Raw genomic sequence first — 23,647 nt, 5'->3', positions numbered from 1 at the left:
GTTTCGTCTAATCAAGATATTCACGCCACAATATTTTAAGTTTAAGGTACTCTTTCGACTTTTTTCGGTAGTACCAATAAAAAATACCAGTAAACATTAGAATCCAAATTGTTCCAAAAGCGATAAACCCTGGCCTGGCTAGCTTCTCACTTCCAGCATCCAAAAACGCATTTCCGCCGACCCAGAGCCAGAAAAATAACAGCATAATAGCACAAAATATTTGTCCCCATTTTCCCAGAGTCACGCCTGCCTGAGTCCTTTTCAAATATAATTCGAGCACTTCTTTAGCGGAATTTCCTTGATTGCGTAAAATTGGCAGGCGTATTTTAAAATCAAGATAGACACCGTATACCAAAAGTACTCCCATAAAATAATACCAAAAGCTTGTCACCCAGGTGCTTGTCGGCTTCGAGATCTCATAGTACAAGAATGGAAAGTAAGCTAAAAAAATGAATACATCGATAACCAGAATAAGATACATCCGCCAGGTTACCCAGCTAATTTTTCTCTTAATTTTATTGAAATCTGGCTCATACGCCTGCCACTCTGACTGTAGCTTTTCCCAGTCGTTCTGCGATTGACTCATGCACTATCCCCCGCAGACATTATTTCATTCAGCTTTTGCTTGGCTCGATTCAACTTCACACCGACATTACTACCACTAATACCCAGGACTTCGGCGATATCTTTATAACTTACACCTTCCAGCGCCAAAGTAACCAGTTGGCGATCGACCATTGGTAAACTATGAAGAGCTCGCATCAACCCTTCTACTCGTTGTTCACTGGTGAGTTTTTCACTTGGACATTGATGAACCGGCACAGAGTTTTCTTCCAGTTCAATCGAAATCGGCTCTTTGACATGCTTGGCAACATGAGAAACCGCTCGCTTATGCGCAATACTCAAAATATAGGTTTTTATACTAGATTGCCTGTCAAACTTAGGAAGTGCCCTCCATAAAGCCATTGATATTTCCTGAAATAGCTCTTCCTGAAGTGGCTTTTTGGCTTCATATGAACTTACCACACGAGCGAGCATTCCGCGATGAGCCTCAAGAACCTCTTCAAAATAGGCTTCATAGGCTTTTGCATCTTTAGCAGACACGCGGCCAATCTCCAGCTCCGGGTGTCGATAGACACTTGCTTGCAAGTGAGAACATGAGGATTTGTTTAGACTTAACGAATACGCCACTCTGGCTAATATCCCTGAAATTCATTGACGTATTCCTTTTAGTCCTGTGGATTTGAATTTTATTACAATAATATTTTTTTTATCAGGAGGCCGATAACGGTAGCAAGGGACAAATCAAGCGCTAGAGCTTGAAGGCTGTCTACTCATCATAACGCTCTTCAATTGGTTTCTGGTTGGCTATCAGAAACAAAACTGAAACGGTCAACCATAGTTCCATCAACAGGAACCTTCTCGGTAAACATATCATATGGCCGAACCCACAGCTTACCTTCACCGTACAGTGGACGATAAAGCACCATCAACTCTTGTGTTTCACTATGATAGGCAACATCTATCACCTGATACTCACTTCCTTTAAAATGGCGATATCGCCCAGGCTTGATATTTCGTTGATCCAGATAGCTACTTGTCACTACCTTCTCCTTCTATCCAGCTATAACCATTTTGGTAACTCTCCAGACGCTTTTGAAACTCAACCAGCTTCGATTCATCAACGTCTTCCGGTAGTGCTTCAATCGCTAAACTTTGACTTTGTACGGCTTTTTCAAACTCTCCAGCTAACGCGTAGGCAGCAGCTTTGGTATCCAGAAAAATTGAAAGATTTTCTCCATCATCAGCAAGCTTCTCTGCCCAAAATAGTGCTTTCTTTGGGTTTCGAAGTGAACGATTATCACTCGTCGCATATAGCCAGGCTAAATTATTTATACTCATCGAGTGATTTTGAGAAGCAGCCCGCTTTAACCAGGAAATTGCCGCGCTAAAATCCTTCTTTCTTCCATAACCATTGTAAAACATCATTCCAAGATTAAATTCAGCGCTTGCATCAAAATTATCTGCAGCTACAGAAAAATAATGATAGGCTTTTTCATAGTCTTTCTCGACACCATCACCATATATGTAGGATTCTCCTACAAACACCTGAGCATCAGTTAACCCGTTATCTGCTGCGCTAGTGAACCATTCCAACGCTCGTTCTTTACTTTTGCCCAGGTCGCCCAAATTGTAATAGTAGATATTTGCCAGTAACCATTGCGATCGCACAATACCTTTGTTAGCACCTTCAAGACACACCCGTGAAGCCACCTTGTAACTCTTTGCTCTATAGTGATTAACGCAATCGTTTTCCAGTTCGCGAAGAAGAACTCTATCATCCTCACATCCCGTGAGAAGAATAACACCAAGCAACAAAGCATATCTGGTATTCCTGCAAGCCGCCCGACTCTCAAAGATAGACTGGAATAGCGTTAGCCAAATTTTAAACAAATACATCATCTATTTTCCTAAGCCGGAACAAAACTTTATTGCCTCATTATACCGCTAAAATTAGATAATCAGCACCTTCATAATAATAGATACGATATTCACCCCAGTTATTTAATATAACATTTGATACAAGAAAAAAGATTTTTAATAACAATTAGCGGATAAGAAAAAAACATATTCTATTTTGTCTATTGGTTCACCTAATTCGCTTGTCTATTTTTTTAATTGGAATATACTCAAACGACTCGCATAGAAAAGGGAATTTCGTTGTATGATGCAAGAATTAACAGCTCAAGACAGACAGTTTATCTGGCGGGTGGTCGATCACGCAGCAGAGAAGGCGGGCTCTCACGCCAACCTGTTTTCCAATCGTCTGGAATTTTTCGAGGAGTCAGGACGCATTCGTTTCCATTGGCCAACCTGGATGCTTGCAATCAAAGGTTATCTGAATTACCAATATGGTGAAAAAAAGACCGATTCGATGTTACTTTCAATTTTACGAGAAGTAATGTCAGAGCCAAATTATCAAGCTTATCTGAGACAAACCCAGGACGGAAAAGTTAGTTTCAATAAGAAAACAGGGTAAAGTTTAAGATGAAAAAACGCCGACGAATCGTCGGCGTTTTTTGTTTAGCAAGGATACCTCAATTAATTGAGGTAACGTTCAAATAGCTGATAAATTCGAGTGTACTCATCCAGCCAACTGGATGGCTGCTTAAACCCATGAGGCTCTACCGGATATATAGCCGTTTCAAAATAAGGAGTTTTCTCCAATTCGATGAGTCGCTGTACCAGTCTCACCGAATCTTTAAAAAATACGTTATCATCGACCATACCATGAGCAATCAGAAGTGGCTTTCTAAGCCCTTCGGCAAACTCGATTGGAGAGCTACGTTCGTAAGCTTCAGGATCAACTTCCGGGGTATTGAGAATATTCGAGGTGTAGCCGTGGTTGTAATGAGCCCAGTCTGTAACAGGCCTTAAAGCTGCCCCCGCAGCAAAAACATCTGGCTCTTTAAAAAGCGCCATAAATGTCATAAAGCCCCCGTAAGATCCGCCATAAACCCCAATTCTCTCTGGATCAACTCCTGCATTTTTAGATAGCCAGTCAGCTCCATCAACCAAGTCTTCAAGCTCAGGCGTTCCCATCTGACGATAAATAGCGGTTCGCCAGTCTCTTCCATAACCTTTGGACGCTCGATAATCCATATCCAGAACCACGTAGCCCTGGCGAGTCAAAAGGTTGTGAAACATATACTCTCGGAAGTATCCCGACCACCCTTGATGAGAGTTTTGCAAATAACCAGCACCATGAACAAAAATAACAGCGGGCTTCTTGCCATTATCACCAACCTTGCTGTTATTTTGTGCTTTGTAAAACCTGGAATAAATAGGACGGTCTATATGTCTGGATGGAATAGCAACAATCTGTGGAGCCTGCCAACTCACTGACTTGAACGCGTTGCTCATCGTATCTGTCAGCTTTTGTGGAGCGCCTTCTACACCAACTTTTTTGACAAAAAGTTCAGGCATTTTGGTTGTGGTAGAGTGAGTTATCAAAAGACTGGTTTCATCTGGAGACAAAACATAATCATTTACACCATTGAGGTTGGTAAGCGCTTCGACCTTTCCCCCCTTGGTACTTACTCGATATATTTCATAAATTCCCGGGTGCTTCTTGTTTGCCTTGAAATAAGCGAACTTTCCATCGTCACTGATAGTCACATCACTCACTTCATAATCGCCTTCGGTCAACTGAGTCGCTCTCTTTCGACCTTTTTTTACATACAGATGGGAGTAACCATCTTTTTCAGACAAGAAATATAGAGTCTGGTTATCTGGTAACCAGCCAAACTGATTGAAAGTCCAGTCATTGATCCAGGCTTCATCAGACATCCAGTCGAGAGTTTTAAGAGATTTCTTATTGACGTCGAATCCTACTAGCCAACGGTCTTTATTATCATAAGAAAAAAGTAAAATGGCCGCCTTTTTACTATCACTAGTCCACTCTACCCCACCGTTTACCATCCAGTTATATGCATACACAGAGCGTGGTTTATCAAGGGCTTTGAATTTATAGCCAATTTTCTTTGCAGCATTCCTTTTCAGGTCTTCCAGCGGGTCATCGTTTATCCCTGGTAATTTTGCCAGATCGATTTCATGCTTTTCCTGAGTAAGTAAATCAAAAGCGTAAAAGGTCTCATTGGTTGGCTTAGAGCTGCCGACCAGAGGACGAACTTTCCTGTCATTCACATAGCCATCAGAAGTAACAAACTCAGGCATATGGTCCGACTTTCCTTCCAAACCATTATCTACTAAACCAAGAATTACCCAACCACCGTCGGGAGATAACCTGAAAGTTCGAATTCGTTTATCGGCGCCCAGAAACCAGGTTTTATTGGCACTGGTATTGTTAGCTTCACGTCGTTTTTGCTGGAATTTTTTTTCAGCCTCTGTTTTTTCAATATATTTCAGCAGTCGAGGCTGGCTTTGCTCCAGGTAGCTTTTACCTGTATCCGTTTCTGGATCATTCTCAGTCTTAAACTCCGCTACCTGTGTTCCGAGACGACGGTTGAGATCGTAGTGAAAAACTTTATAGCCCTGAAGGAAACTAATTCGATCACTAGCAGAAAACCTCGGCTTACTCTGTCTTTCTTCATCGGCAGTCAAGGCTTCAATATTTCCAGTATCAATATTAATCAGGTAAATGTCTCCTTCAAATTCAAACACGCCCTGACTCTTACTTGAGTTAAGTGATGCCTTTTGTGCTGCAATGGTTAAAGCAGCCGATTCATCTAATAGTTGAGGCTTACCCTGTGCTTCCCCGGCACTGCTCAACTTAATCAGGGAGTATTCCTGATGGGAATGCCCTAAAGCTTTTTGCGAATAATAAACACTCGAATTATCTAGCGACCAAAATGAAGCCTCGGGAGAACGTCCCATCCAATCCGGATCGGACATGACCCGCTTTAAGGTCAATTGATCATTTGTCACTGAAGGAGGAGGCGGTGTATCGGCCAGAGAGAGAGAGGATACACACAGCGGAACGATTGCTACCCATGTTTTCAAGCTTCGGGTGAGCCCGGATTGTTTTAGTCTGTCTTTCATTTTTTATCTGCTTGTAATTATTGCTCTTTAAATAGCAGCAAGCATAACACTAATGCAGAATCTCTTGTAGGGGGGTGAGTGTTACCGGAAGTGAACAACTAAAATTAGGTTATGTTAAATATCTTAGATGACAGCCTTTTCTCCAACAACTCGATTTCTTCCTTCTTCCTTAGCCCTATAAACAGCACGATCAGCTCTCAGGAAAAGTTTATTAAATGTTTGCTCTTGAGAAGCCTTTTCCAGGTAAGCAACACCAAAGCTGGCAGTAATAGATATCCCTTCCGGCGTTAGCTCTTCAATCATGCTGCGCAGATTTTCAGCTTTGTTTAGTGCGCTCTGATAGTCACAATGCGGCAAAATGAGGACAAATTCCTCTCCTCCAAATCGAATTGCAATATCTTCCTTCCGACACTCATGACTCAGTGATTGTCCCACAGCTTTCAAAACGCTATCTCCGGCAGCGTGTCCAAAAGAGTCGTTTACCCGTTTGAAATAATCAATATCGACTATCACCAAGCTCAAATCCTGTCCGTGCCGGCAAGCTTCATGCACCCGCTTGATCCCAATTTCTGATAAGTAGTGTCGATTGTAGAGCCCGGTCAAAGGGTCGGTAGCAGCCAATTTACGGAGTTTTTGTTCTTGCTCACAAACTCTTTCGTAGAGGCGTTTGCTTCTTATTAAATTTCTTACTCGAACAAGCATTTCGTCGAAATTGATAGGCTTAGAAATAAAATCAGATGCCCCCTGTTTCAGAGCCTCAATCTTTTGATCCTCATTTTTTAATCCTGAAATAGCTAAAACAGGCAAGTTACAAAGCGGGGCATCTAATCCTCTGATCGATCGTATTAAAGCAATTCCACTCTTTTCGCCTTCAAGCAGAATATCGGTAATTACAATATCAACAGGCTCTCCCAGCCTTACTCTTTCAAAAGCTAAGTCGGCATTATCGAGAATCTCCACCCGATTGTTGGCGTTTTCGAGGACTGTACGAATTAGCTCTGCAACTGGAGTGGAGTCTTCAACTACTAACACTCTACCTCGTTCTGAAGTTTTGTGTGTATTTTCAATAATGATATTTTGTAGATAGATTTCCAACTCTATCAATTGACCTCGATGAATCACCTCTGTCACACCGTTATTGAAAGCCTCACTCAAGACCTCTTTACTATCATTTGAAGTGAATAACAAAATTGGCAGGACGCTGCCGACAACTTCTCGAATCTTCTTCGCCAAAAGACCGCCCTTATTGCCATTTAATTCATTGGCACAGCAAATAAGTTGATAATTATTTGTTTCTACATTTTTGATAGCGTCTTCCGGCGCTTCAACAAAATCAGCAGTCAGATTGGATAGTTTAATGTATTGCTCAATCACTTCTCGATTGAGCCGAGATGGTTCAATCACCAAAATATTAGAGCCTGCCTCGTTTAAATCTTGCATTCTAAATAGCTCAATACTGTTCTTATCAAGGAAATCAGGTCGTTGCTTGTTGTAATCCACTGAATTGATTATAGTAGACCCTCCATATAAATGCGCTAACCTTATGCCTTGCCTGCCCGCAGAACCAGCGCGAGGCCAGTGATAAACCAGTCTATTCATTAAAGAAATTAATCAGGAATCAATCAATGATGGAACCTAACCAACCAGGATACCCGGAGCAAAACTCTGTTCCTCCCCTTTCAATCAGAAAAGTGGCCTCGAGTAATGGTATTGACTGGATTAAAAGAGCTTGGCAGATATTCCGTCAAAGTCCCCTTACCTGGCTAGTGACCATGTCATTACTCCTTGTCATACTTGCTATTTTAGTCGTTATTCCCTTTTTTCAGATTTTTGCAACGATTTGCATGCCGGTTTTGATTGGCGGCTTGATGCTCGGATGTCAATCCATCCGCCACGGACAGTCTTTCCAAATGAGTTTCCTATTCAAAGGATTTGAGGTAAAAACAGCAGAACTATTTACTTTGGGAGCGCTGTACTTCACATCTCAAATAGCAATTTTCATAATCGCGATATTGCTGTCCTACCTGTTAGGATTTTCACCCGATTTAAGCTTCGACCCGCAAGCGTTAACCAATGGCAGCATGACACAAGATGAAGCAGTTAAAGCTTATCAGGAACTGTTAGAGTCATTAGCTTTTCCATTTCTGATTATGCTGGCCCTATTGATCCCCGTCTTTATGGCATTCTGGTTTGCACCCGCATTAGTTATCCTCGATCACTTGAAGCCATTGGAAGCACTTAAGCTAAGCTTTGTCGCCTGCAATAGGAATATTTGGCCATTTATGGTTTATGGAGTTGTCGGGTTCTTTGCCATGTTTTTACTCATATTCCTTGCGCAGCTGATCAGCATACTAATCCCCATTTTGACAGTATTGGTTACACTAACAGTAATAGCTTTTAACTTTGGAATAATGTTTGTGTCCATGTTTACCGCCTACGAAGATATTTTCGAATCAGAAAGCGGACGGTTCCGCGAAAAAAGTATGAATGAACCAGAAGGCCAGATCACGCTTTAAATGGACGATTTGAAGGAGAAGCAGTGATGCTTTCAACAATAAATTCAATTTCGAAAGCATACAGTTTGTGCGCAATTTTCTATCTGAGTATTTTGTCTGTTTCAACTACAGTAACAGCTGCGCAACTAGTCGACTCAATACCTGAAGTTTTGGATACCAAATGGGAAGTCTGCACGCACTTTAAAACAATCCCCTCTGAATGTCACAAAAAGCAACTACCGGTAGATATAGTACGATTTAGCGATCAGGTAATTTTTCAGACTTATACAAAGGATGTGATCATTAGTGGTGAATTAAAAAAGTCCACTATCGGGTTATGGCTTCCATCCCTGGACGATGTCGATGAGGTCTTCATAAATAATGAACTGATAGGTAGAACAGGAAAGTTTTTGCCTTCATTTGATAGTGGCTTTCGATACTCAAGACTCTACCTTGTGCCAGGAGATCAAATAAACTACAACCAGTTTAATCAAATTAGAATTAAAACCTATAGTTCCCGGCAGTTACCCGGCCTATATACTGAAGCACCGGTCATAACCGACTATTTAAATAAGCTCAAGGAGCTTCAATCAATCGACTACACTTTCATTATCGTTGCATCCCTGCTATTACTACTTTGCGTTTTTCAAGCATTCTATTTTGTGATGGTTAAAGATAATGCAGAAACAATACACTTTTCCTTTTTTTTACTGGCATTTGCTTTAATTTCAATCGCACGCTCTTCAGTTCCCCAAAACCTGGCACTTGATTTAAGCTCGGTTTTTAAACTTGAGATTTTTCTACTGAACTTCAGCATCATTGCCTATGCGCTTTTCATATTTAAGTTTTTTGAATTAGAACTCAGAAAGATTTATGCCGCAGGTTTAATACTAGCGGGGTGTTCAGCTTTGGTAATTATTGTCTGGCCTTTTGCGGTAAACCTACGTTTTATTGTTGAAATAAACTATTGGGTAAATGTTGCTGTAGGCTTTTTTGTAATCGGCAGCGGGCTCATTATTGCAGCTCACAAGCAACGTCGATATTTTTGGTTGATATCAACAACCAGTGTCTTTGGCTGGTTAATACTGATTTATGAGTCACTCATGTATTCTCCAGGCCTTTTAGGCTGGAAAATAGAAATCTATTCCCAAGTAGTCCCCGTTATTGCGACGATTATCGGAGTTGTCATATCCTTAACGCTAACCCATAAATACTGGCGTTTCTTTAAAGGCTCTACCTATGATCATTTAACTGGCACTCTGCTCAGACCAACCTTTTTTCAACGCCTGTCAGAAGAAATGCAGCGCAGTCAGAGAGGAAACAATCAACTATTGATAGCTGTAATCGATATACAGCAGGCCCGAAGGATAACAACCAATTACGGCTATAGTATCGGAAATCATCTGCTAGTCACGGTTAGCAATGCACTAACAAAAGTACTCAGGCCATTCGACTTAATCTGTCGCTTCAGTGAAGAGCAGTTTTGCATTGCCGCCTCTATTGTCGGACGACAGGATGCTGAATCCTGCTTGAAGCGTGTCTATGAAGAACTCATATCAATCCAGCAGCCAATAGAAGCAGGTGTCGATCTTTATGTGGATGCTCGCGTCGGAGGCGTCATTTATAATCCGGATCAACATCTATCTGTTTCGCACCTTCTACAAGATGCTAATTATGCGCTTTCCAAAGCCAAAAGCCGTACCAAACATAATTATCTGCTAATTAAAAACCCGACAGTGACTGCTTAGAAAGTTCTTGAAATAGAAAGAAAAAAGCGCCCTCGGGCGCTTTTTTTATAGAGCTATTATTTCTTACACAGGGCGCTTCGCCCTTCATCAAACTCTATTGATGGATAATCAGAGGTGTCTCTGAGTCTGAATATTAAGGGATTTCTTACGTCAGAAAAAAAACGAAAACCAAGAGTTGCCTCGGCGAAAGCAATTTCGTTACTTTCCGCTCTGGCATCGATATCTCTAACTTCATAAACTTTTTCAAACCTGCTTCTCAAGTTACTGAGAAGCTCATCATATCGTTCCTTATCCGAGGGTCGAAGATGTTGCGGATAAATTTTATACTCTTTTTCTAGTTGAACTACACGCAGTCGACCACGTCCACCATCATCAGCGACGGTCCTGAAGGTTACAAATAGTTTTTCGCCGGTACCATTGTCTACTTCACCGGTCAAAGAAAGAGGCGTACAAATTGCTTTAACCCCTCTCAACGTATCCAAAACTTCTTGATCGAATTTTTGAAGTACGATGATATGAGCAGCAAGCTTTTTTAAAACATCTGAGTCGGTTATCAACCTTTCGTTGTAGTCATAGAAAAGACGTTCAACGGGAATATCATTCAGTTGCATTTTTACTGTGCGAGATGTTTTGTAATTAATCGGAACTTTCTTCCACTTCAGCTCGAGTTGCTCGACGTCGTCTCCAATACATACGTTGTCCAAACACAGACGTCCCTGTTGTGCTATTGCAGAGTTACTTACAGATAACGCAAGTACTGCCAAAAGCATCAACTTCAACTTCATCTCTGAATCACCTCTTAATGCTGCTAGAAAAAGCTAGCGGTTAATCTATATGTAAAATAATCTGGAAGATTCCTGCCAAAAATAAACAGTCTATAAGGGCCACCTGTTAATCTTTGGCTTTTTTTACTAATCTCTAAAATTGTTGAATTGAAGCGGCCACTCAAACTCCGCCTCTTTAATTACCGCGATGGCAGATTGTAAATCATCCCTTTTCTTGCCGGTAACCCTCACCTTGTCTCCCTGAATACTCGCCTGGACTTTCATCTTGCTGTCTTTGATACACTTAACAACTTTCTTAGCAAGGGCTTGTTCTATACCTTCTCTGATAATAATAGACTGTTTGGCTATTTTCCCGGTGATATCTGCTTCCGCAACGTCCATACAATTTGGATCCAGGCCTCGCTTTACTAGCTTATTTCTAAAAATATCAATCACTTGCTTTGCCTGAAACTCCCCTTCGCCGGTCACAGTCACGGTAAGGTCAGCAAGTTCTAACTTGGCAGGCGTACCTTTTAGATCGAAGCGAGTACTGATTTCTCGATTACTCTGATCAACCGCGTTACTTAGTTCATGTTTATCTATTTCAGAAACAATATCAAAAGAAGGCATCTATATTCCCATCTTAACCGTCTGGTTTAGCTCAAATTTATAGGCGCATTCTTACATAACCCGGCCGAAAACTCCATCATTCGGAGTCTCCCCGTTAAATCTAGCAACCCGGACGGTTAATGCAAGTAACCACATCTCATAACATGATTGTTTTTTGTACAAAAATTTTCATAACTCATACCTGATTAGGCCTATTTGAGCTTCTTGGTCTAGAATAATTGATGGGTTCCAAGCCTCCAATACAATTAAAATTGGACAGATTTTCAATAACTTGTGATAATTTCGCCTGTTCTGAATTCCTCTGACTAAATGCTCAATTTTCACTCACTAAGAAGCTGTTACCAACATGCCAATACTGGAAAACTTTGAAAAAGAATACAGTAGTGCTCATCTCCAGCAGTTAAATGAAGCGCTGCAGAGCGGTATGTTTGTCCAGGTTCGAATGATGCTAAACGAACTCCCTGCAGCTGATGTCGCCCACTTCCTGGAGTCAACGCCTCCCAAAGAGCGTAATATTCTTTGGCGACTCATTAATACAGAACGCGAGGGTCGTGTATTACAGTTTCTGGATGATGAAATTCGAAACGAATTTGCTGCAAACATGGAGCCTGCGGCGCTGGCAGCGGCAACTCGTAACCTGGATATTGATGATCAGGCTGATATTCTGGGTGATCTGCCGGACAAAATAGTAAAAGAAGTTTTGGCATCGATGCGGGTTCAGGACCGACATCGAGTCGAACATGCTCTGAGCTACCCCGAAGATAGTGCTGGTGGCTTGATGAATACGGATGTGGTGACAGTCAGGCCATTAGTTACTACTGAAGTTGTTCTGCGTTACTTACGCATGAAGGGAGAGTTACCAACCAATACAGATTACATCTATGTTGTTGATGCAGAAGACAAGTTTATAGGTTCAGTTCCCCTTTCTTCGCTGATTACCAGCCAACCAGAAGAAACAGTTGATGACATTCTTGATGCCAGCATACAACCAATTCCAGCGGAGTTACCCGATGATGACGTCGCTCGCCTGTTTGAGCGACGCGATCTTACCTCGGCTCCAGTTGTGGACGAAGAAGGCAGACTACTTGGCCGTATAACTATCGACGATGTTGTCGACGTAATTTTAGAAGACGCCGAACACTCTCTGATGAGTATGGCAGGCTTAGCAGAAAGTGATGACACCTTTGCGCCTGTTTTTACCAGTGCGAAAAGGCGGGCGGTGTGGCTGGGAATCAACCTGATCACGGTAATGATTGCCGTTTCCGTTATTGGCGTTTTTGAGGAAACGATCAAAATAGTAACCGCGCTAGCTATATTGCAGCCTATTGTTCCCAGTATGGGGGGAATTGCGGGTACACAAACACTGACGCTGGTCATTCGTGGAATTAGCGTTGGTCATATCAGCAGTAATAACTTCCGATGGCTGATGATGAAAGAGCTCGGGGTCAGCGTTTTGAACGGATTACTTTGGGCAATCGTCGTCGGTCTAAGCGTCTATTTATGGTTCAGCTTTACCTCTTATGCAGATCAGGCGATCTTTCTTGGAATTACTATTGCGGGAGCTATGACCATAAATCTGGTGGTCGGAGCGACGCTAGGTGCAGTTTTGCCGGTCGCAATGAATAAAATGAATATCGATCCCGCCCTCTCAGGTGGCGTTGTGCTTACCACAGTAACCGATATGGTAGGCTTTTTTGCTTTTCTGGGGCTGGCGACACTGTTCTTTGCCTAGCGTTTACAATAGAATTTGTGATATGAATTCGAGAAACCACGTCAAACAATTCACCGATATACCCAACGTTGGACCCGCTACGGCAGCTGATTTCAAGTTACTCGGTTTTAGCAAGCCAATAGAGCTAGTTGATCAGGATCCTTATTTTTTATTTAAAAAACTGTGTGAGCTAACGGCACAAAGACACGACCCCTGTGTTATCGATGTTTTCATCGCAGCGGTCCGCTATATGCGGGGAGAACCAGCAAGAAAGTGGTGGGAATATACAGCCGAACGAAAAGCTCATTTAAAAAAATAGTTAGGCTTGCAATTAACGAACCTCCCGAAGAGAGAATTCACTCCACTAGCTCACTCAAATTCCCGGTAGAAGCTCTCGTTAGCCAAAGCCATCATAGGCTTGTCTCCAGCGGTATCCCCGTATGCATAAATGAAGTCAAACTCTTCTAGCTGATAGTTAGATTTAATCTTGTTGACTTTTTCTTCACCATAACAGTTTCTGTTGGCAAACTTTCCCGTCAATAGATCATCAACCGACTCCATTCGAGTCGAAAGTAGTTCAAAACCATTCCTGTCACACCATGGTTTTAGCCATACATCGATTGACGCAGACACAATCACAATTTTGTCATTTTTTTCCTGATGCCACTTGAGTCGAGTCAGCGCTTTCGGTCGAACAATGTCATCAATTTTTAGCAAGGAGTATTCATTTGCCAACTTTTCAAATCGTTTTGTCTTCCATCCTTTAAAGAAAAACGACATAAGCATTTGTTTGGCGATATCATTTCTTACCAACTTAAGCAGATATGCGACCAACATGGGACTAAGCAACAGCAATCCGATATAGTATCGCGGCTTACCTACTGCGAACTGAATAAAATCTTCAAGGCTGTCTTTTGTAGTAATAGTGCCATCAAAATCGAAAAGAGCCAGCTTCATAATTACTTTTCACTTTTTAAATTATATTTTTCTTTAAAGTTGCACTTTCCAACTGGTAACCACCCTGGTTCGGTGTAATACTGTTCACAAATAGGCGTCAAAATATGTTCTCGATATTTTGAATAGTTAAAGTTCTCTCCCTTAACCAGAATAAAGGTCGTTTCCTTGCCTACTCGAATAGTTTTGGTTTCTATACGGCCTACGTAGCCTGATACTCGATCAATAATCTCATCATCTTTATCAAAGAACCAAACGCTTTTTCCATCGAATTGTTTAAAATTTACTCTTTTATCATCTTCTCTACCATATTTCGATAGATCAAATGCGACATGAAATCGATTGCCTTTACAGTAATATGCTAAAACCGAGTTATTACTATACCCCCTGGTAAAAATAGTTTCACCTTGCGGCAGCTGCTTACAAATTTCTTCCGCTTTCAAATAGAAAGCAACATCTTTGTGTTTACGCTTAAAATCAAAAATTTGTTGGCTGAAAATCACTAAGGATAACAATAGCATTCCTATTGCTAACGAAATATATCCAGAATATTTATAAAGTATTTGCTTCTGATTTTCACTTACCTGCGAAAGCAGAATAAATGCAAATGGTATCATCAAAGCAAACCAGTGCAGCCCTACCGTTTTAGAGATACTGACGAGCATGAACACCAATATAAATGTGACACAGATATAAAGCGCTTGTCTGATAACGGGATGTTCGCTGACAACTCTATGTCTAATCAGGTGCGCAATAGCCATAGGTGATATCAAAATTGCCATCGTTACAAAAAACATTACCAGACTTTTGGGCTCGATACCCGAAGACCTGGTACGAGATACCAGATTAAACAGTATATTGTTCCAGCAGTTCTGCAGGTTAAAATACAGGTTTTCTCCTATAGCAACGAGAACAAATATCGAACATACTAGTGAGACTTTCCAGTTAACTTTTTTAGCATTTACAAGGGAGTATAAGAAAATCCCGATAAAGAACATCGCAGAAAGATACTTGGACAAGAAAGTTAATCCCAAAAAGACACCACTTATTACCGCTAATGGAAGTGAATTTTTCTCACTCGCTGTAACATAGTAATAAAAACCAAGTACTCCGAAAAAAGTCAAAACGACGTCGTTGGCAAGCAGTACACTGAATAGAGATATAGGCGAAATTAAATACGCCAGTGAAACCATAATCGCTGAGTTCTTGTGAGTTACACGCAATGCCAGGCGATAAATAATGATAGCAACGATGATTGACGATACAAACGCAAACAATCGATAAAAGTAAAGACTTTCGCTAAAAAAACTGAGTCCCCAGATTGTCCAGCCCACTACAGGAGGATGATCATAATAACCCAGAGCCAGCTCTTTTCCCCATTGAATAAAATAGGCTTCGTCTCCAGTCAGCGGAAGCGTAAAAACCAGCGATAACTTTATTAAAAAAAATAAAATTAATAGCCACTTTTCATGCGTGGACAATCTATTTATCCAATCAGGATTCATTTCAACACCTTAGATGGAGAGCCGTTTGAAAATAAACTCTGGTATATTTTTAATGATGAGCATGATGTATCGCCAAACCCATTTGGTATAAAGAATATCCTTACCTTTTTGTTGGGCTGAAAAGACATCAGCTGCAACCTGTTCAGGTTGCGCTGTAAGATTTTCAGGTAAATCCATATTTTCAGTCATTTTAGTCGCAACAAATCCTGGTTTAACAGTAAGAACCTGAACCCCGGTATCATATAATCGATTTCTTAGACCTGATAGATAAGCGGTAAAAGCAGCTTTGGCAGAACCGTAAATATAATTGGCTTTGCGGCCTCTATCGCCTGCAACTGAGCTGATTCCAACAATAAACCCCTCTCTACGTGCTTCAAAGTCATTCGCAATAATATTAAGAAGACACACATTACCGGTATAATTAGAATCAATTACCTGATGACACTCTTCAAAGTCGACTTCGCTGTTCTTTTGTTCTCCCATATAACCGACAGCAGTAATTACTCCTGCAGGCTTTTCTGGCAACGAATTATAAAAGGACTCGTGAGAATCAAAATCGGTAAGATCTAGTTCAAAACATTGCACTACTCTCTGGAAACGAGTAGTAATATCATTAGATATTGGTTCCAACTCGTTGACGTTTCTAGCGGCCAGATACAAATTAAACCCTTGCTTTGCATATTCTCTGGCAATAGCCTTGGCCATGTCACTTTTAGCGCCAACGATTAATACATATTTCATTTTATATCCCAAGCCTTTGTGATTGTAAGGTGCTAAATTTATCTGTCAATTTATAAGACTTTCTTAATGCTCTGAACTCTTCAGCCTTTGGATAACCCGATTCAAAGGTTGACTGTGACATTCTGGAGTCTTTCGCAAGATATATTCTTCCACCATATTTAATAACAATTTGATCCAGTTTTTCTAACAGAGGCATTAGCCCCGGCTCCATCTTAAAATCAAGAGCAAGGCTATAGCCCTCCATAGGAAAGGACAACAAATTATCATTCTCTTTTCCGTAGAGTTTAAGTACAGCCAGGAACGAGCCCTTGCCAGACTCAGCGATAGCAGAAAGAACCTCTTCCAAACCTTTGTAACTCTCTGCTAAAGGCAATATAAACTGATATTGAGTGAAACCATTTTTCCCATAAATTCGATTCCAGTTGTCAATTGCATCCAAAGGGAAGAAAAAGCTGTCAATCGAGACTTTCTTGGTAGATTTTTTGTTTAAAACCTTGTGGTAGTACAGCCAGTTAAACGCTTTCACACTAAGATTGTTTAGAGCAAATGATGGGAAGTTGAAGGGAATATTTAGCTTTTTCTTTTGTACAAAATCAAACTTTTGATCTTGTGCAAAATCACCAAAATTTAATAAACAACGTCCAATGGAGCTACCCTTAGCAAGGCAGTCTATCCAGGCAACAGAGTAAGGCTGTGATTTATATCGTTCAAATGCTTCAAATGTTTCTTTTAAGTTCTCGGTTTTAATAGTCGTCTGGACGATAGCATTTGATTTAATTTTTTTTAATTTTAATTTTGCTCGTAAAATAACACCTGTAAGTCCCATACCACCACAGGAAGCAAGAAAAAGCGGCTTATTCTCATCTCTGGAGCATTCAACAATACTTCCATCAGCAAGCAAGAGTTGAAATGAAATGACGGACTCACTAAAACACCCTGAGACATGATGATTCTTACCATGGACATCGCTGGCTATCGCACCGCCTACGGTTATTAGCTTTGTACCTGGAACCACTTTTGGAAACCAGCCCCTTGGAGCAAAAGCTTCAATTATTTCAGCTAACAATACACCAGCTTCAACTTCCAGGACTCCATTGCGCTCATCAAATTGAAGGAAATAATTATGATTCTTCATCACGATTGAATTCTTCGCCAGAGCGCTATCACCGTAACTACGACCGTTACCAAAAGCAGCCATACTCTGATGTTCTTCAACAATCTGACATAGCTGCTCTTCAGAAGAGAAATTGTACTGGGTTGACTCAATTTGAGGGTAGTTTCCCCAACCGCTCAATTTCATCTCACCGGCTCCGTAAAGACATAGTTTTTATCCAATAGATACTTACTGATATAACCAACAGATAGTCCCAAAACGGCTCCAACATACTTCGCTGAAGGGTGCTGTATATAATAATCAAATGCCAGTTCAGTTCCCCAAAAGATTACCGTAGTGAAAACTCCGGTAAAAGTATAGGCGATGAACTTTTTCAAATCCTGTGCTTTGGATTCTGGCTGATGGTAAAAAATATACTTTTTATCCAATACATACTTGGTTACGAGCCCGGCTCCGGTACCGACAAACATGCCGATATATAAAGTTCCTGCTCCAGTGTATAGATAGAAAGAAAAAAACTGAAAAATCAAATTGACTGCTGTAGCAATGACCGCAAATAAAGTGTATTTGATGGCTATCATAAATACAGAATCCAGACATAGGAAAGAAGCCAACCGGATACAGACATTTGAATAAACCTATCATTTAATAGAACTCTTGTCGGCGAGCCACTATTTTTTTCAACAAAAGAAATTTGCATGTACCTGAGAATACCCAGCAATACAAAGATCGTTGTCAGATAAAGATAAGGACTTCCAATACGCTCAACAACCGCAGATGAAGTTGTATACAGAATATATGAAACAATCACTACACTAGACATGATCATCATAGCGCCATCAATTAGCTGCAGATTATATCCCGCAACTACTTCACGCATTTTTTTCCCTGTATCCATAAAGATTAAAACGTCATCTCTTCTCTTAGCCAGTGCCATAAAAAGTGCAAGGAGAAAAGTCATAATTACTATCCACATAGATAGTGGAGTCAAAGTCGCATTGGCACCAACAAATAACCGCAAGACGAATCCGGTAGCAATCACACAGACATCAATGATCGCGATATGTTTCAGTTTAAAGCTGTATGCAATGTTTAATAAAACATAAGCAAGAAGAACCCACAGAGCTTGAAGAGATACACTTAGCATCAGCAGGCTACCGGTAAAAAATAGCGTCACCATAAGAAACACTGCTTTTCGTTTTGAAACAGTTCCTGCTGCCAAAGGTCGGTACTTTTTTCTAGGATGCAAGCGGTCTTCGTTGATATCACGATAGTCGTTAAGAATATAGATTGCACTTGCCGCAGCGCTAAAGGCGATAAATGCGATAAATGCCTTTAAAATAAGATCCAGATGCAATGCCTGACCAGCGAAAAATACCGGTAGAAAAATAAACAGGTTTTTTAAGTACTGGTGAGGTCTGAGTAGTTTGATAGTAACATTCATTGTGTGAGATTGCTCAGATGCATATGCGGCTGAATAATATGATAGCGAATCTTAATCTGCTTGAATAGTAGTTGTATACAAGCCCCATTCAAGCTACAAATTGTATATGATTAAGCTTTTAAATAAAAACGAGATAATCCAGAAGACTACTTTTTGCCAAACTTCTTATATCGTTTCTTATTTCGGCGAGCTTGCTCCTTGAGCTCGTCAGTCACTTTCTTGCGGCGGCCTTCAAAAGGATTTTTACTTTCTTTCAATTCAAATTTTATCGGTGTCCCCACTACTTTTAATGCTTCGCGAAAACTTTTTTCCAGATATCGCAGATAGGAGTTTGGTAGTGAAGTTGTCTGGTTGCCGTGGATTACGATACGAGGTGGATTGTGACCTCCCGGGTGGGCATAACGCAATTTGATTTTGAAACGTCCTCCAGCAGGAGGCTGGTGCTTGGCCACAGCCATTTCCAGAATTCGGGTCAACTTAGAAGACGTCATTTTTACTCTGGCACTAGCATAAGCTTCATCGACGGCTTCCCATAGGTGTCCGACATTTGTGCCATGAAGTGCCGATATAAACTTTATCCGGGCAAAATTAGCAAAGTGTAACCTTCGGCTAATCGCTTCTTTTACGTCCAGACGCTTATCTTCGGGCAAATTATCCCATTTATTGATACCCAAAACGATTGAGCGACCAGCATCAATGGCGAAGCCTAAAAGATTAAGATCCTGCTCGGTGATACCTTCACGAGCATCGAAAATCATAATCACAACATTAGCATCATTGATAGCCTGCAATGTTTTCAGTACGGAAAACTTTTCTACAGCTTCGTGAACCTTACCTCTCTTCCTTACTCCAGCAGTGTCGATCAGGGTATATTTCTTTTCCCGACGCTCCATTTCAATATAGATCGAATCTCTGGTGGTCCCGGGCATGTCAAAAACCACAACGCGGTCTTCTCCAAGCATACGGTTCACCAAAGTTGACTTTCCCACGTTAGGACGACCAATAATTGCCAATTTGGGACCTTGTCCAGAATCAACTTCGGTATCGCTTTCAAGGCTTTCCAGATCTGATTCGGAATCTTTTGCTTCCAAGTCTGCTGCAGGCAAAATAACCTGTTCAATAAGACGGGTCACGCCACGCCCGTGAGAGGCGGCAATTGCAGTTACAGACTCAAAACCTAGCGCATAAAACTCACTCAAAACCGTATTTTGATCAAGTCCATCGATCTTGTTAACAATTAAGTTGATAGTCTTGTTTTCGACTCGCAACTGCTGGGCAATGGCTTCATCTACAGAAGTAAGCCCTTCACGAGCATTAACCACGAAAAGAACGATATCGGCTTCACGTACTGCAGCCATTGACTGCTCTGCCATCAGACCATCAACGCCAACTTCTCCCCCCGTAATTCCGCCGGTATCAATAACGATAAATGGGTTGTTGAAAAAGGTAGCATGCCCATACTGGCGATCACGGGTAAGCCCGGGAAGATCTGCGACCAGCGCATCACGTGTCCGGGTGAAGCGATTGAACAATGTAGACTTTCCTACGTTAGGACGCCCGACTAACGCGATGACTGGTAACATTTTTTTATTTAACCTACTTCTTTTTTACGGCGTAAAGAGTACCGCTATTACTTAGTAATATGATCTTGTCATCAATGACCAACGGCACAGAGCTGACACCATCCGAATCAAGATGTTCACGGCTCAGCATCGAACCGTCCTTTCTTGAAAGCCAGTGGATGTAACCTTCAAAATCTGCGACTACGACATAATCCTCTACAGAAACGGGTGCCGTCAGCCTTCTTCGATGAAGATCCTTCTGAGTCCACAAAATCAAACCATTATCTCTGTTTACCGCGGACACATAACTATTTTCATGTGTAACCAGTAACAATAACTCAGAGACATTTAGCTCCTGGTGGGTAGAAAGCTCTCGTTGCCATTGGACTTCGCCGTTTCTGGCATCCAGGCTGACCAAATTACCATTATAGGATGCAACGTATATATTAGCACCGGCAATCTGTGGTCTGATATCGATATCAACCAAACGCTGAATTTCGGTACGCCCTACCGCCTGAGTAATTGTTTTATCCCATGCCATTTGTCCATTCTGTAATATGAATACAGCGATTTTGCCATTGGAAAATCCAGCGATTACTCCACCTCCAGCAATAATTGGCGAAGAGTTTCCACGTAGAGTCAAGGCTGGAATAATCTGGTCGTAAAACCACTTCTGCTCTCCAGTTTCAGCATCAAAGGCAGTCATTCGTCCATCTACGCTGGTAACTGCAACAAATCCCTCACCCACTGCAGGGCTGGAAATAATTTCGCTTGAAACCGACTTACGCCATTTCTCAACTCCGTCTTCGGCGCCCAGAGCAATCACTTCACCAGCTTGTGTACCAACTACAACCAGTCCATTTGCGACTGCTGGTCCGCCACCAATTTGAACTTCAAGCTCCTGTGTCCAGAAATGCTTTCCATTTTCCGGGTTAATGGCAGCAACAACTCCAGAGTTATCTGCGACAAATATTTTGTCGTAGGCATAAACCGGGTTTAATGTAGCGGTAACGTCTATAACGCCATCTCCGACAGACGTTTCCCAGAGGGTTTCCGTTTCAAACTGGTTTTCTATATCCACAAGCGGATCTGGCTCATAGATATCAACATCATCACTGCAACCCGACAACAGGGTAGTAATGACTATTAACAGACCAAGTAAATGTCGATGCATTAATTTGTTCCTTCAGATGATTTTACCTGAGCAGTCAGCTGATCAATTTTTATTTGCAGGCTCGGATTTTGAGCAACAATACTCGCATCATTGGTCGCTGCTTTATATGCTTCTAGTGCGTCAGCTTTCTTGTCGAGCGCCAGGAGAGCATCACCTTTTACCAGGCTAGCCAGTGAATAGTAGCCAGTCCCTTCTTCCATGCTAACCAAAGGCAGTGCAGAATCAGCTTTATCTTGTTCGATCAGTATCCGTGCCAGGCGAATTTTGGCCACTGGCGCGAGTTCACTTGTTGGATGTTTTTCGATAACCCAGTTTAATTCAGCCGCAGCCTCATCAAGCTTACTTTCATCAACCGCCAGCTTCGCCAGTTGAAAAGCAGATAAGATAGCATAGCTGGATTCAGGATAATTTGCTTTGACAGACTTGGCTGACTCAGCGAGTCCTTCTTTCTTTTCACTTTTAAGAATTTCGGTGACTTTTAAGTAAGCATCACTAGCGCCTTGCTGATAAGCTAATTTTTGCTCATTCCAGTACTTCCAACCGCCAAACCCGGCCAAACCCAGCAACGCGCCCACGATAAGTGGTGTTCCGTTTTCCTTCCACCACTCCTTTAGCCTTTCAACTTGTTGTTCTTCTGTCTCGTAACTCACTTTCTACTCCTAAATTTAATAATCTTTTAGTCGCCTTTCGTCGGTATGATTTTCAACAACGCGACTGATTGTTTTCCCAAATTTTCTTTACTGAACGATGACTTTAACTAATCAAATCCACTAACTCGCTCAATAGAGCCTCTTGCGACAAAGAGGTCTGTTCGCGTTGCTTGCGTAACCATTTGACATTTACGGTACTTTGCTGGACTTCGCTATCACCAATAATCAAAGCCAGTTCTGCACCCGAACGGTCAGCCTTCTTAAGTTGCTTCTTAAAGTTTCCTCCTCCACAATGAGACTGGAACTTAATATGAGGAAAAGCATCACGTAACTTTTCAGTAAGAAGACTCCCGTTTTCCTCTGCCGCTTCGCCAAGCATGCAAACATAGACATCGACTTGCTGAGAAAGTTTATCTTTAATGCCGTCAAGCTGCTCGAGCATTAAAACAATCCTCTCTAACCCCATAGCAAAACCGCAAGCAGGAGTTGCCTGGCCACCTAGTTGAGAGACCAAACCATCATAACGACCTCCGGCACAAATAGTCCCCTGCGCTCCGAGATTATTGGTGACCCACTCAAAAACGGTACGGTTGTAGTAGTCCAATCCGCGCACCAACGTTGGGTTTACACAATATTTAATTCCAAGACATTCAAGCTTTTTGCAGAGTACATCAAAATGAGAACGGGATTCTTCATCAAGATAGTCTTGCAATTTGGGTGCTTTTGCAACGACCTCCATCATATCAGGGTTCTTGGTATCCAGTATTCTCAATGGATTGGATTCAAGGCGACGAACACTATCTTCGTCTAACTGCTCAATGTTTTCTCTGAAATACTCAACGAGGATACTTTTGTATGCTTCTCTGGCTTCATTGCTTCCCAACGAATTAATCTGGAGCTCGACCTGATCAGCAAAACCTAGCCGCTCCCAAAGGCGTGCAGACATGGCAATAAGTTCTACGTCAATATCCGGCCCATCGAACCCAAAAGTCTCTGCTCCAAATTGATAAAACTGCCGGTAACGTCCCTTTTGCGGTCTTTCTCTTCGAAACATTGGCCCCATGTACCAAAGACGTTGTTGTTGATTATAGAGCAACCCATGCTCGATACCGGCCCTTACACAAGATGCGGTTCCTTCGGGTCTCAGAGTCAAGCTATCTTCGCCTTTATCGATGAAGGTATACATTTCTTTTTCAACAATATCAGTAACTTCACCGATAGAACGACAGAAAAGCTGTGTATTCTCCAATATCGGCATACGGATCTCTGCATATCCGTAACTTGAAACGGTTTCGCGCAGACATTGCTCTAAATACTGCCAAAGAGGGCTAGCCTCGGGGAGGCAATCATTCATCCCCTTCACAGCTTGAAATGCTTTTGCCAATGGTAAAATCTCAGGGTTGCCAAAAATAAACACGCGATTATAGCTTAATTCAAGCTCAGAAACAGGGTAGAAAAGAAAGGTTTTTGGGAAATTCGGTTATATTAAAGGAAAAAACTAATCTTTGAACTTCTTGAGACCAAAAAATACACTCAAATAATACGAATTAAAGCAGGACAACAGGATTGACTTGGACAATGATCAATCCTGCG

General features: G+C 41.5%; 23 protein-coding genes. 5 read left to right on the top strand and 18 right to left on the bottom strand.

Annotated features, from left to right (window positions below):
• Window positions 1–7: 7 nt before the first annotated feature.
• The 4 genes from IYN84_RS20210 to IYN84_RS20195 form a co-directional block, all read right to left on the bottom strand.
• Entirely contained in the window at window positions 8–586 is a 579-nt protein-coding gene (locus tag IYN84_RS20210) for a hypothetical protein (RefSeq protein WP_196141086.1), read from the bottom strand.
• Complete coding sequence (locus IYN84_RS20205; protein WP_196141085.1) at window positions 583–1,191, bottom strand: sigma-70 family RNA polymerase sigma factor; 609 nt, start codon at window positions 1,189–1,191, stop codon at window positions 583–585. Before IYN84_RS20205 ends, IYN84_RS20210 begins: the two co-directional genes overlap by 4 nt.
• 158 nt (window positions 1,192–1,349) lie before the next feature.
• Window positions 1,350–1,604 carry a DUF1653 domain-containing protein gene (locus tag IYN84_RS20200; RefSeq protein WP_371735006.1) on the bottom strand — a complete coding sequence of 85 codons (255 nt, stop codon included), beginning with the start codon at window positions 1,602–1,604 and terminating at the stop codon, window positions 1,350–1,352.
• The gene (locus IYN84_RS20195; RefSeq protein ID WP_196141084.1) at window positions 1,594–2,463 is read right to left on the bottom strand and encodes a tetratricopeptide repeat protein; all 870 of its coding nucleotides are present in this window, start codon (window positions 2,461–2,463) and stop codon (window positions 1,594–1,596) included. Before IYN84_RS20195 ends, IYN84_RS20200 begins: the two co-directional genes overlap by 11 nt.
• Before the next feature lie 262 nt (window positions 2,464–2,725).
• Here IYN84_RS20195 and IYN84_RS20190 point away from each other — a divergent pair, with 262 nt between their 5' ends.
• The gene (locus IYN84_RS20190) at window positions 2,726–3,040 is read left to right on the top strand and encodes a hypothetical protein (protein ID WP_196141083.1); all 315 of its coding nucleotides are present in this window, start codon (window positions 2,726–2,728) and stop codon (window positions 3,038–3,040) included.
• Window positions 3,041–3,102: 62 nt separating this feature from the next.
• Here the strand turns inward: IYN84_RS20190 and IYN84_RS20185 are convergent, their stop codons facing one another.
• The gene (locus IYN84_RS20185; protein WP_196141082.1) at window positions 3,103–5,562 is read right to left on the bottom strand and encodes a prolyl oligopeptidase family serine peptidase; all 2,460 of its coding nucleotides are present in this window, start codon (window positions 5,560–5,562) and stop codon (window positions 3,103–3,105) included.
• A 123-nt stretch (window positions 5,563–5,685) separates the two neighbouring features.
• Window positions 5,686–7,161 (bottom strand): diguanylate cyclase, encoded by a 1,476-nt coding sequence (locus IYN84_RS20180; RefSeq protein WP_196141081.1) that lies wholly within the window; start codon window positions 7,159–7,161, stop codon window positions 5,686–5,688.
• Between the two features lie 26 nt (window positions 7,162–7,187).
• Here IYN84_RS20180 and IYN84_RS20175 point away from each other — a divergent pair, with 26 nt between their 5' ends.
• Together IYN84_RS20175 and IYN84_RS20170 are read left to right on the top strand one after the other, a co-directional pair.
• Window positions 7,188–8,078 (top strand): BPSS1780 family membrane protein, encoded by an 891-nt coding sequence (locus IYN84_RS20175; protein WP_196141080.1) that lies wholly within the window; start codon window positions 7,188–7,190, stop codon window positions 8,076–8,078.
• Window positions 8,079–8,104: 26 nt separating this feature from the next.
• Window positions 8,105–9,805 carry a diguanylate cyclase gene (locus IYN84_RS20170; RefSeq protein ID WP_196141079.1) on the top strand — a complete coding sequence of 567 codons (1,701 nt, stop codon included), beginning with the start codon at window positions 8,105–8,107 and terminating at the stop codon, window positions 9,803–9,805.
• Between the two features lie 56 nt (window positions 9,806–9,861).
• Here the strand turns inward: IYN84_RS20170 and IYN84_RS20165 are convergent, their stop codons facing one another.
• Together IYN84_RS20165 and IYN84_RS20160 are read right to left on the bottom strand one after the other, a co-directional pair.
• A complete protein-coding gene (locus IYN84_RS20165) occupies window positions 9,862–10,590 on the bottom strand; it encodes a hypothetical protein (RefSeq protein WP_196141078.1) in 729 nt (242 codons plus the stop codon).
• 126 nt (window positions 10,591–10,716) lie between these two features.
• Window positions 10,717–11,199: a YajQ family cyclic di-GMP-binding protein gene (locus tag IYN84_RS20160; RefSeq protein WP_196141077.1), complete on the bottom strand. Its 483-nt coding sequence runs from the start codon at window positions 11,197–11,199 to the stop codon at window positions 10,717–10,719.
• Between the two features lie 346 nt (window positions 11,200–11,545).
• Between IYN84_RS20160 and mgtE the strand changes: the two genes are divergently transcribed.
• Both mgtE and IYN84_RS20150 read left to right on the top strand, forming a co-directional pair.
• Window positions 11,546–12,931, top strand: a complete 1,386-nt coding sequence (gene mgtE / locus IYN84_RS20155; protein WP_196141076.1) for a magnesium transporter — start codon at window positions 11,546–11,548, stop codon at window positions 12,929–12,931.
• Window positions 12,932–12,953: 22 nt separating this feature from the next.
• Window positions 12,954–13,229: a helix-hairpin-helix domain-containing protein gene (locus IYN84_RS20150; protein WP_196141075.1), complete on the top strand. Its 276-nt coding sequence runs from the start codon at window positions 12,954–12,956 to the stop codon at window positions 13,227–13,229.
• Window positions 13,230–13,279: 50 nt separating this feature from the next.
• On the opposite strand, the gene IYN84_RS20145 is transcribed toward IYN84_RS20150, so the two are convergent.
• The 10 genes from IYN84_RS20145 to hisS all read right to left on the bottom strand — a co-directional run bounded on the left by IYN84_RS20145 (window position 13,280) and on the right by hisS (window position 23,438).
• The gene (locus IYN84_RS20145) at window positions 13,280–13,867 is read right to left on the bottom strand and encodes an HAD-IB family hydrolase (RefSeq protein ID WP_196141074.1); all 588 of its coding nucleotides are present in this window, start codon (window positions 13,865–13,867) and stop codon (window positions 13,280–13,282) included.
• 2 nt (window positions 13,868–13,869) lie between these two features.
• A complete protein-coding gene (locus IYN84_RS20140) occupies window positions 13,870–15,369 on the bottom strand; it encodes a glycosyltransferase family 39 protein (RefSeq protein ID WP_196141073.1) in 1,500 nt (499 codons plus the stop codon).
• Between the two features lie 9 nt (window positions 15,370–15,378).
• Window positions 15,379–16,110 (bottom strand): SDR family oxidoreductase, encoded by a 732-nt coding sequence (locus tag IYN84_RS20135; RefSeq protein WP_196141072.1) that lies wholly within the window; start codon window positions 16,108–16,110, stop codon window positions 15,379–15,381.
• 1 nt (window position 16,111) lies between these two features.
• On the bottom strand, window positions 16,112–17,410 hold the full coding sequence (locus IYN84_RS20130; protein WP_196141071.1) for an FAD-binding oxidoreductase: 1,299 nt from the start codon (window positions 17,408–17,410) through the stop codon (window positions 16,112–16,114).
• Window positions 17,407–17,805 carry a GtrA family protein gene (locus tag IYN84_RS20125; RefSeq protein WP_196141070.1) on the bottom strand — a complete coding sequence of 133 codons (399 nt, stop codon included), beginning with the start codon at window positions 17,803–17,805 and terminating at the stop codon, window positions 17,407–17,409. Before IYN84_RS20125 ends, IYN84_RS20130 begins: the two co-directional genes overlap by 4 nt.
• A complete protein-coding gene (locus IYN84_RS20120; RefSeq protein ID WP_196141069.1) occupies window positions 17,802–18,668 on the bottom strand; it encodes a UbiA prenyltransferase family protein in 867 nt (288 codons plus the stop codon). The genes IYN84_RS20125 and IYN84_RS20120 overlap by 4 nt, the downstream gene beginning before the upstream one ends.
• 146 nt (window positions 18,669–18,814) lie before the next feature.
• A complete protein-coding gene (gene der / locus IYN84_RS20115; RefSeq protein WP_196141068.1) occupies window positions 18,815–20,251 on the bottom strand; it encodes a ribosome biogenesis GTPase Der in 1,437 nt (478 codons plus the stop codon).
• A gap of 13 nt (window positions 20,252–20,264) precedes the next feature.
• Window positions 20,265–21,404 (bottom strand): outer membrane protein assembly factor BamB, encoded by a 1,140-nt coding sequence (gene bamB, locus IYN84_RS20110; RefSeq protein WP_196141067.1) that lies wholly within the window; start codon window positions 21,402–21,404, stop codon window positions 20,265–20,267.
• Window positions 21,404–22,054 (bottom strand): tetratricopeptide repeat protein, encoded by a 651-nt coding sequence (locus IYN84_RS20105; RefSeq protein WP_196141066.1) that lies wholly within the window; start codon window positions 22,052–22,054, stop codon window positions 21,404–21,406. The genes bamB and IYN84_RS20105 overlap by 1 nt, the downstream gene beginning before the upstream one ends.
• 103 nt (window positions 22,055–22,157) lie before the next feature.
• Entirely contained in the window at window positions 22,158–23,438 is a 1,281-nt protein-coding gene (gene hisS, locus IYN84_RS20100; protein ID WP_196141065.1) for a histidine--tRNA ligase, read from the bottom strand.
• Window positions 23,439–23,647 lie beyond the last annotated feature (209 nt).

The sequence above is a fragment of the Aliikangiella sp. G2MR2-5 genome, assembly GCF_015687155.1.
Taxonomy (GTDB): domain Bacteria; phylum Pseudomonadota; class Gammaproteobacteria; order Enterobacterales; family Kangiellaceae; genus Aliikangiella.
The sequence above is the reverse complement of the archived record's forward strand: the minus strand, read 5'-3'. Positions and strand labels throughout refer to the sequence as shown.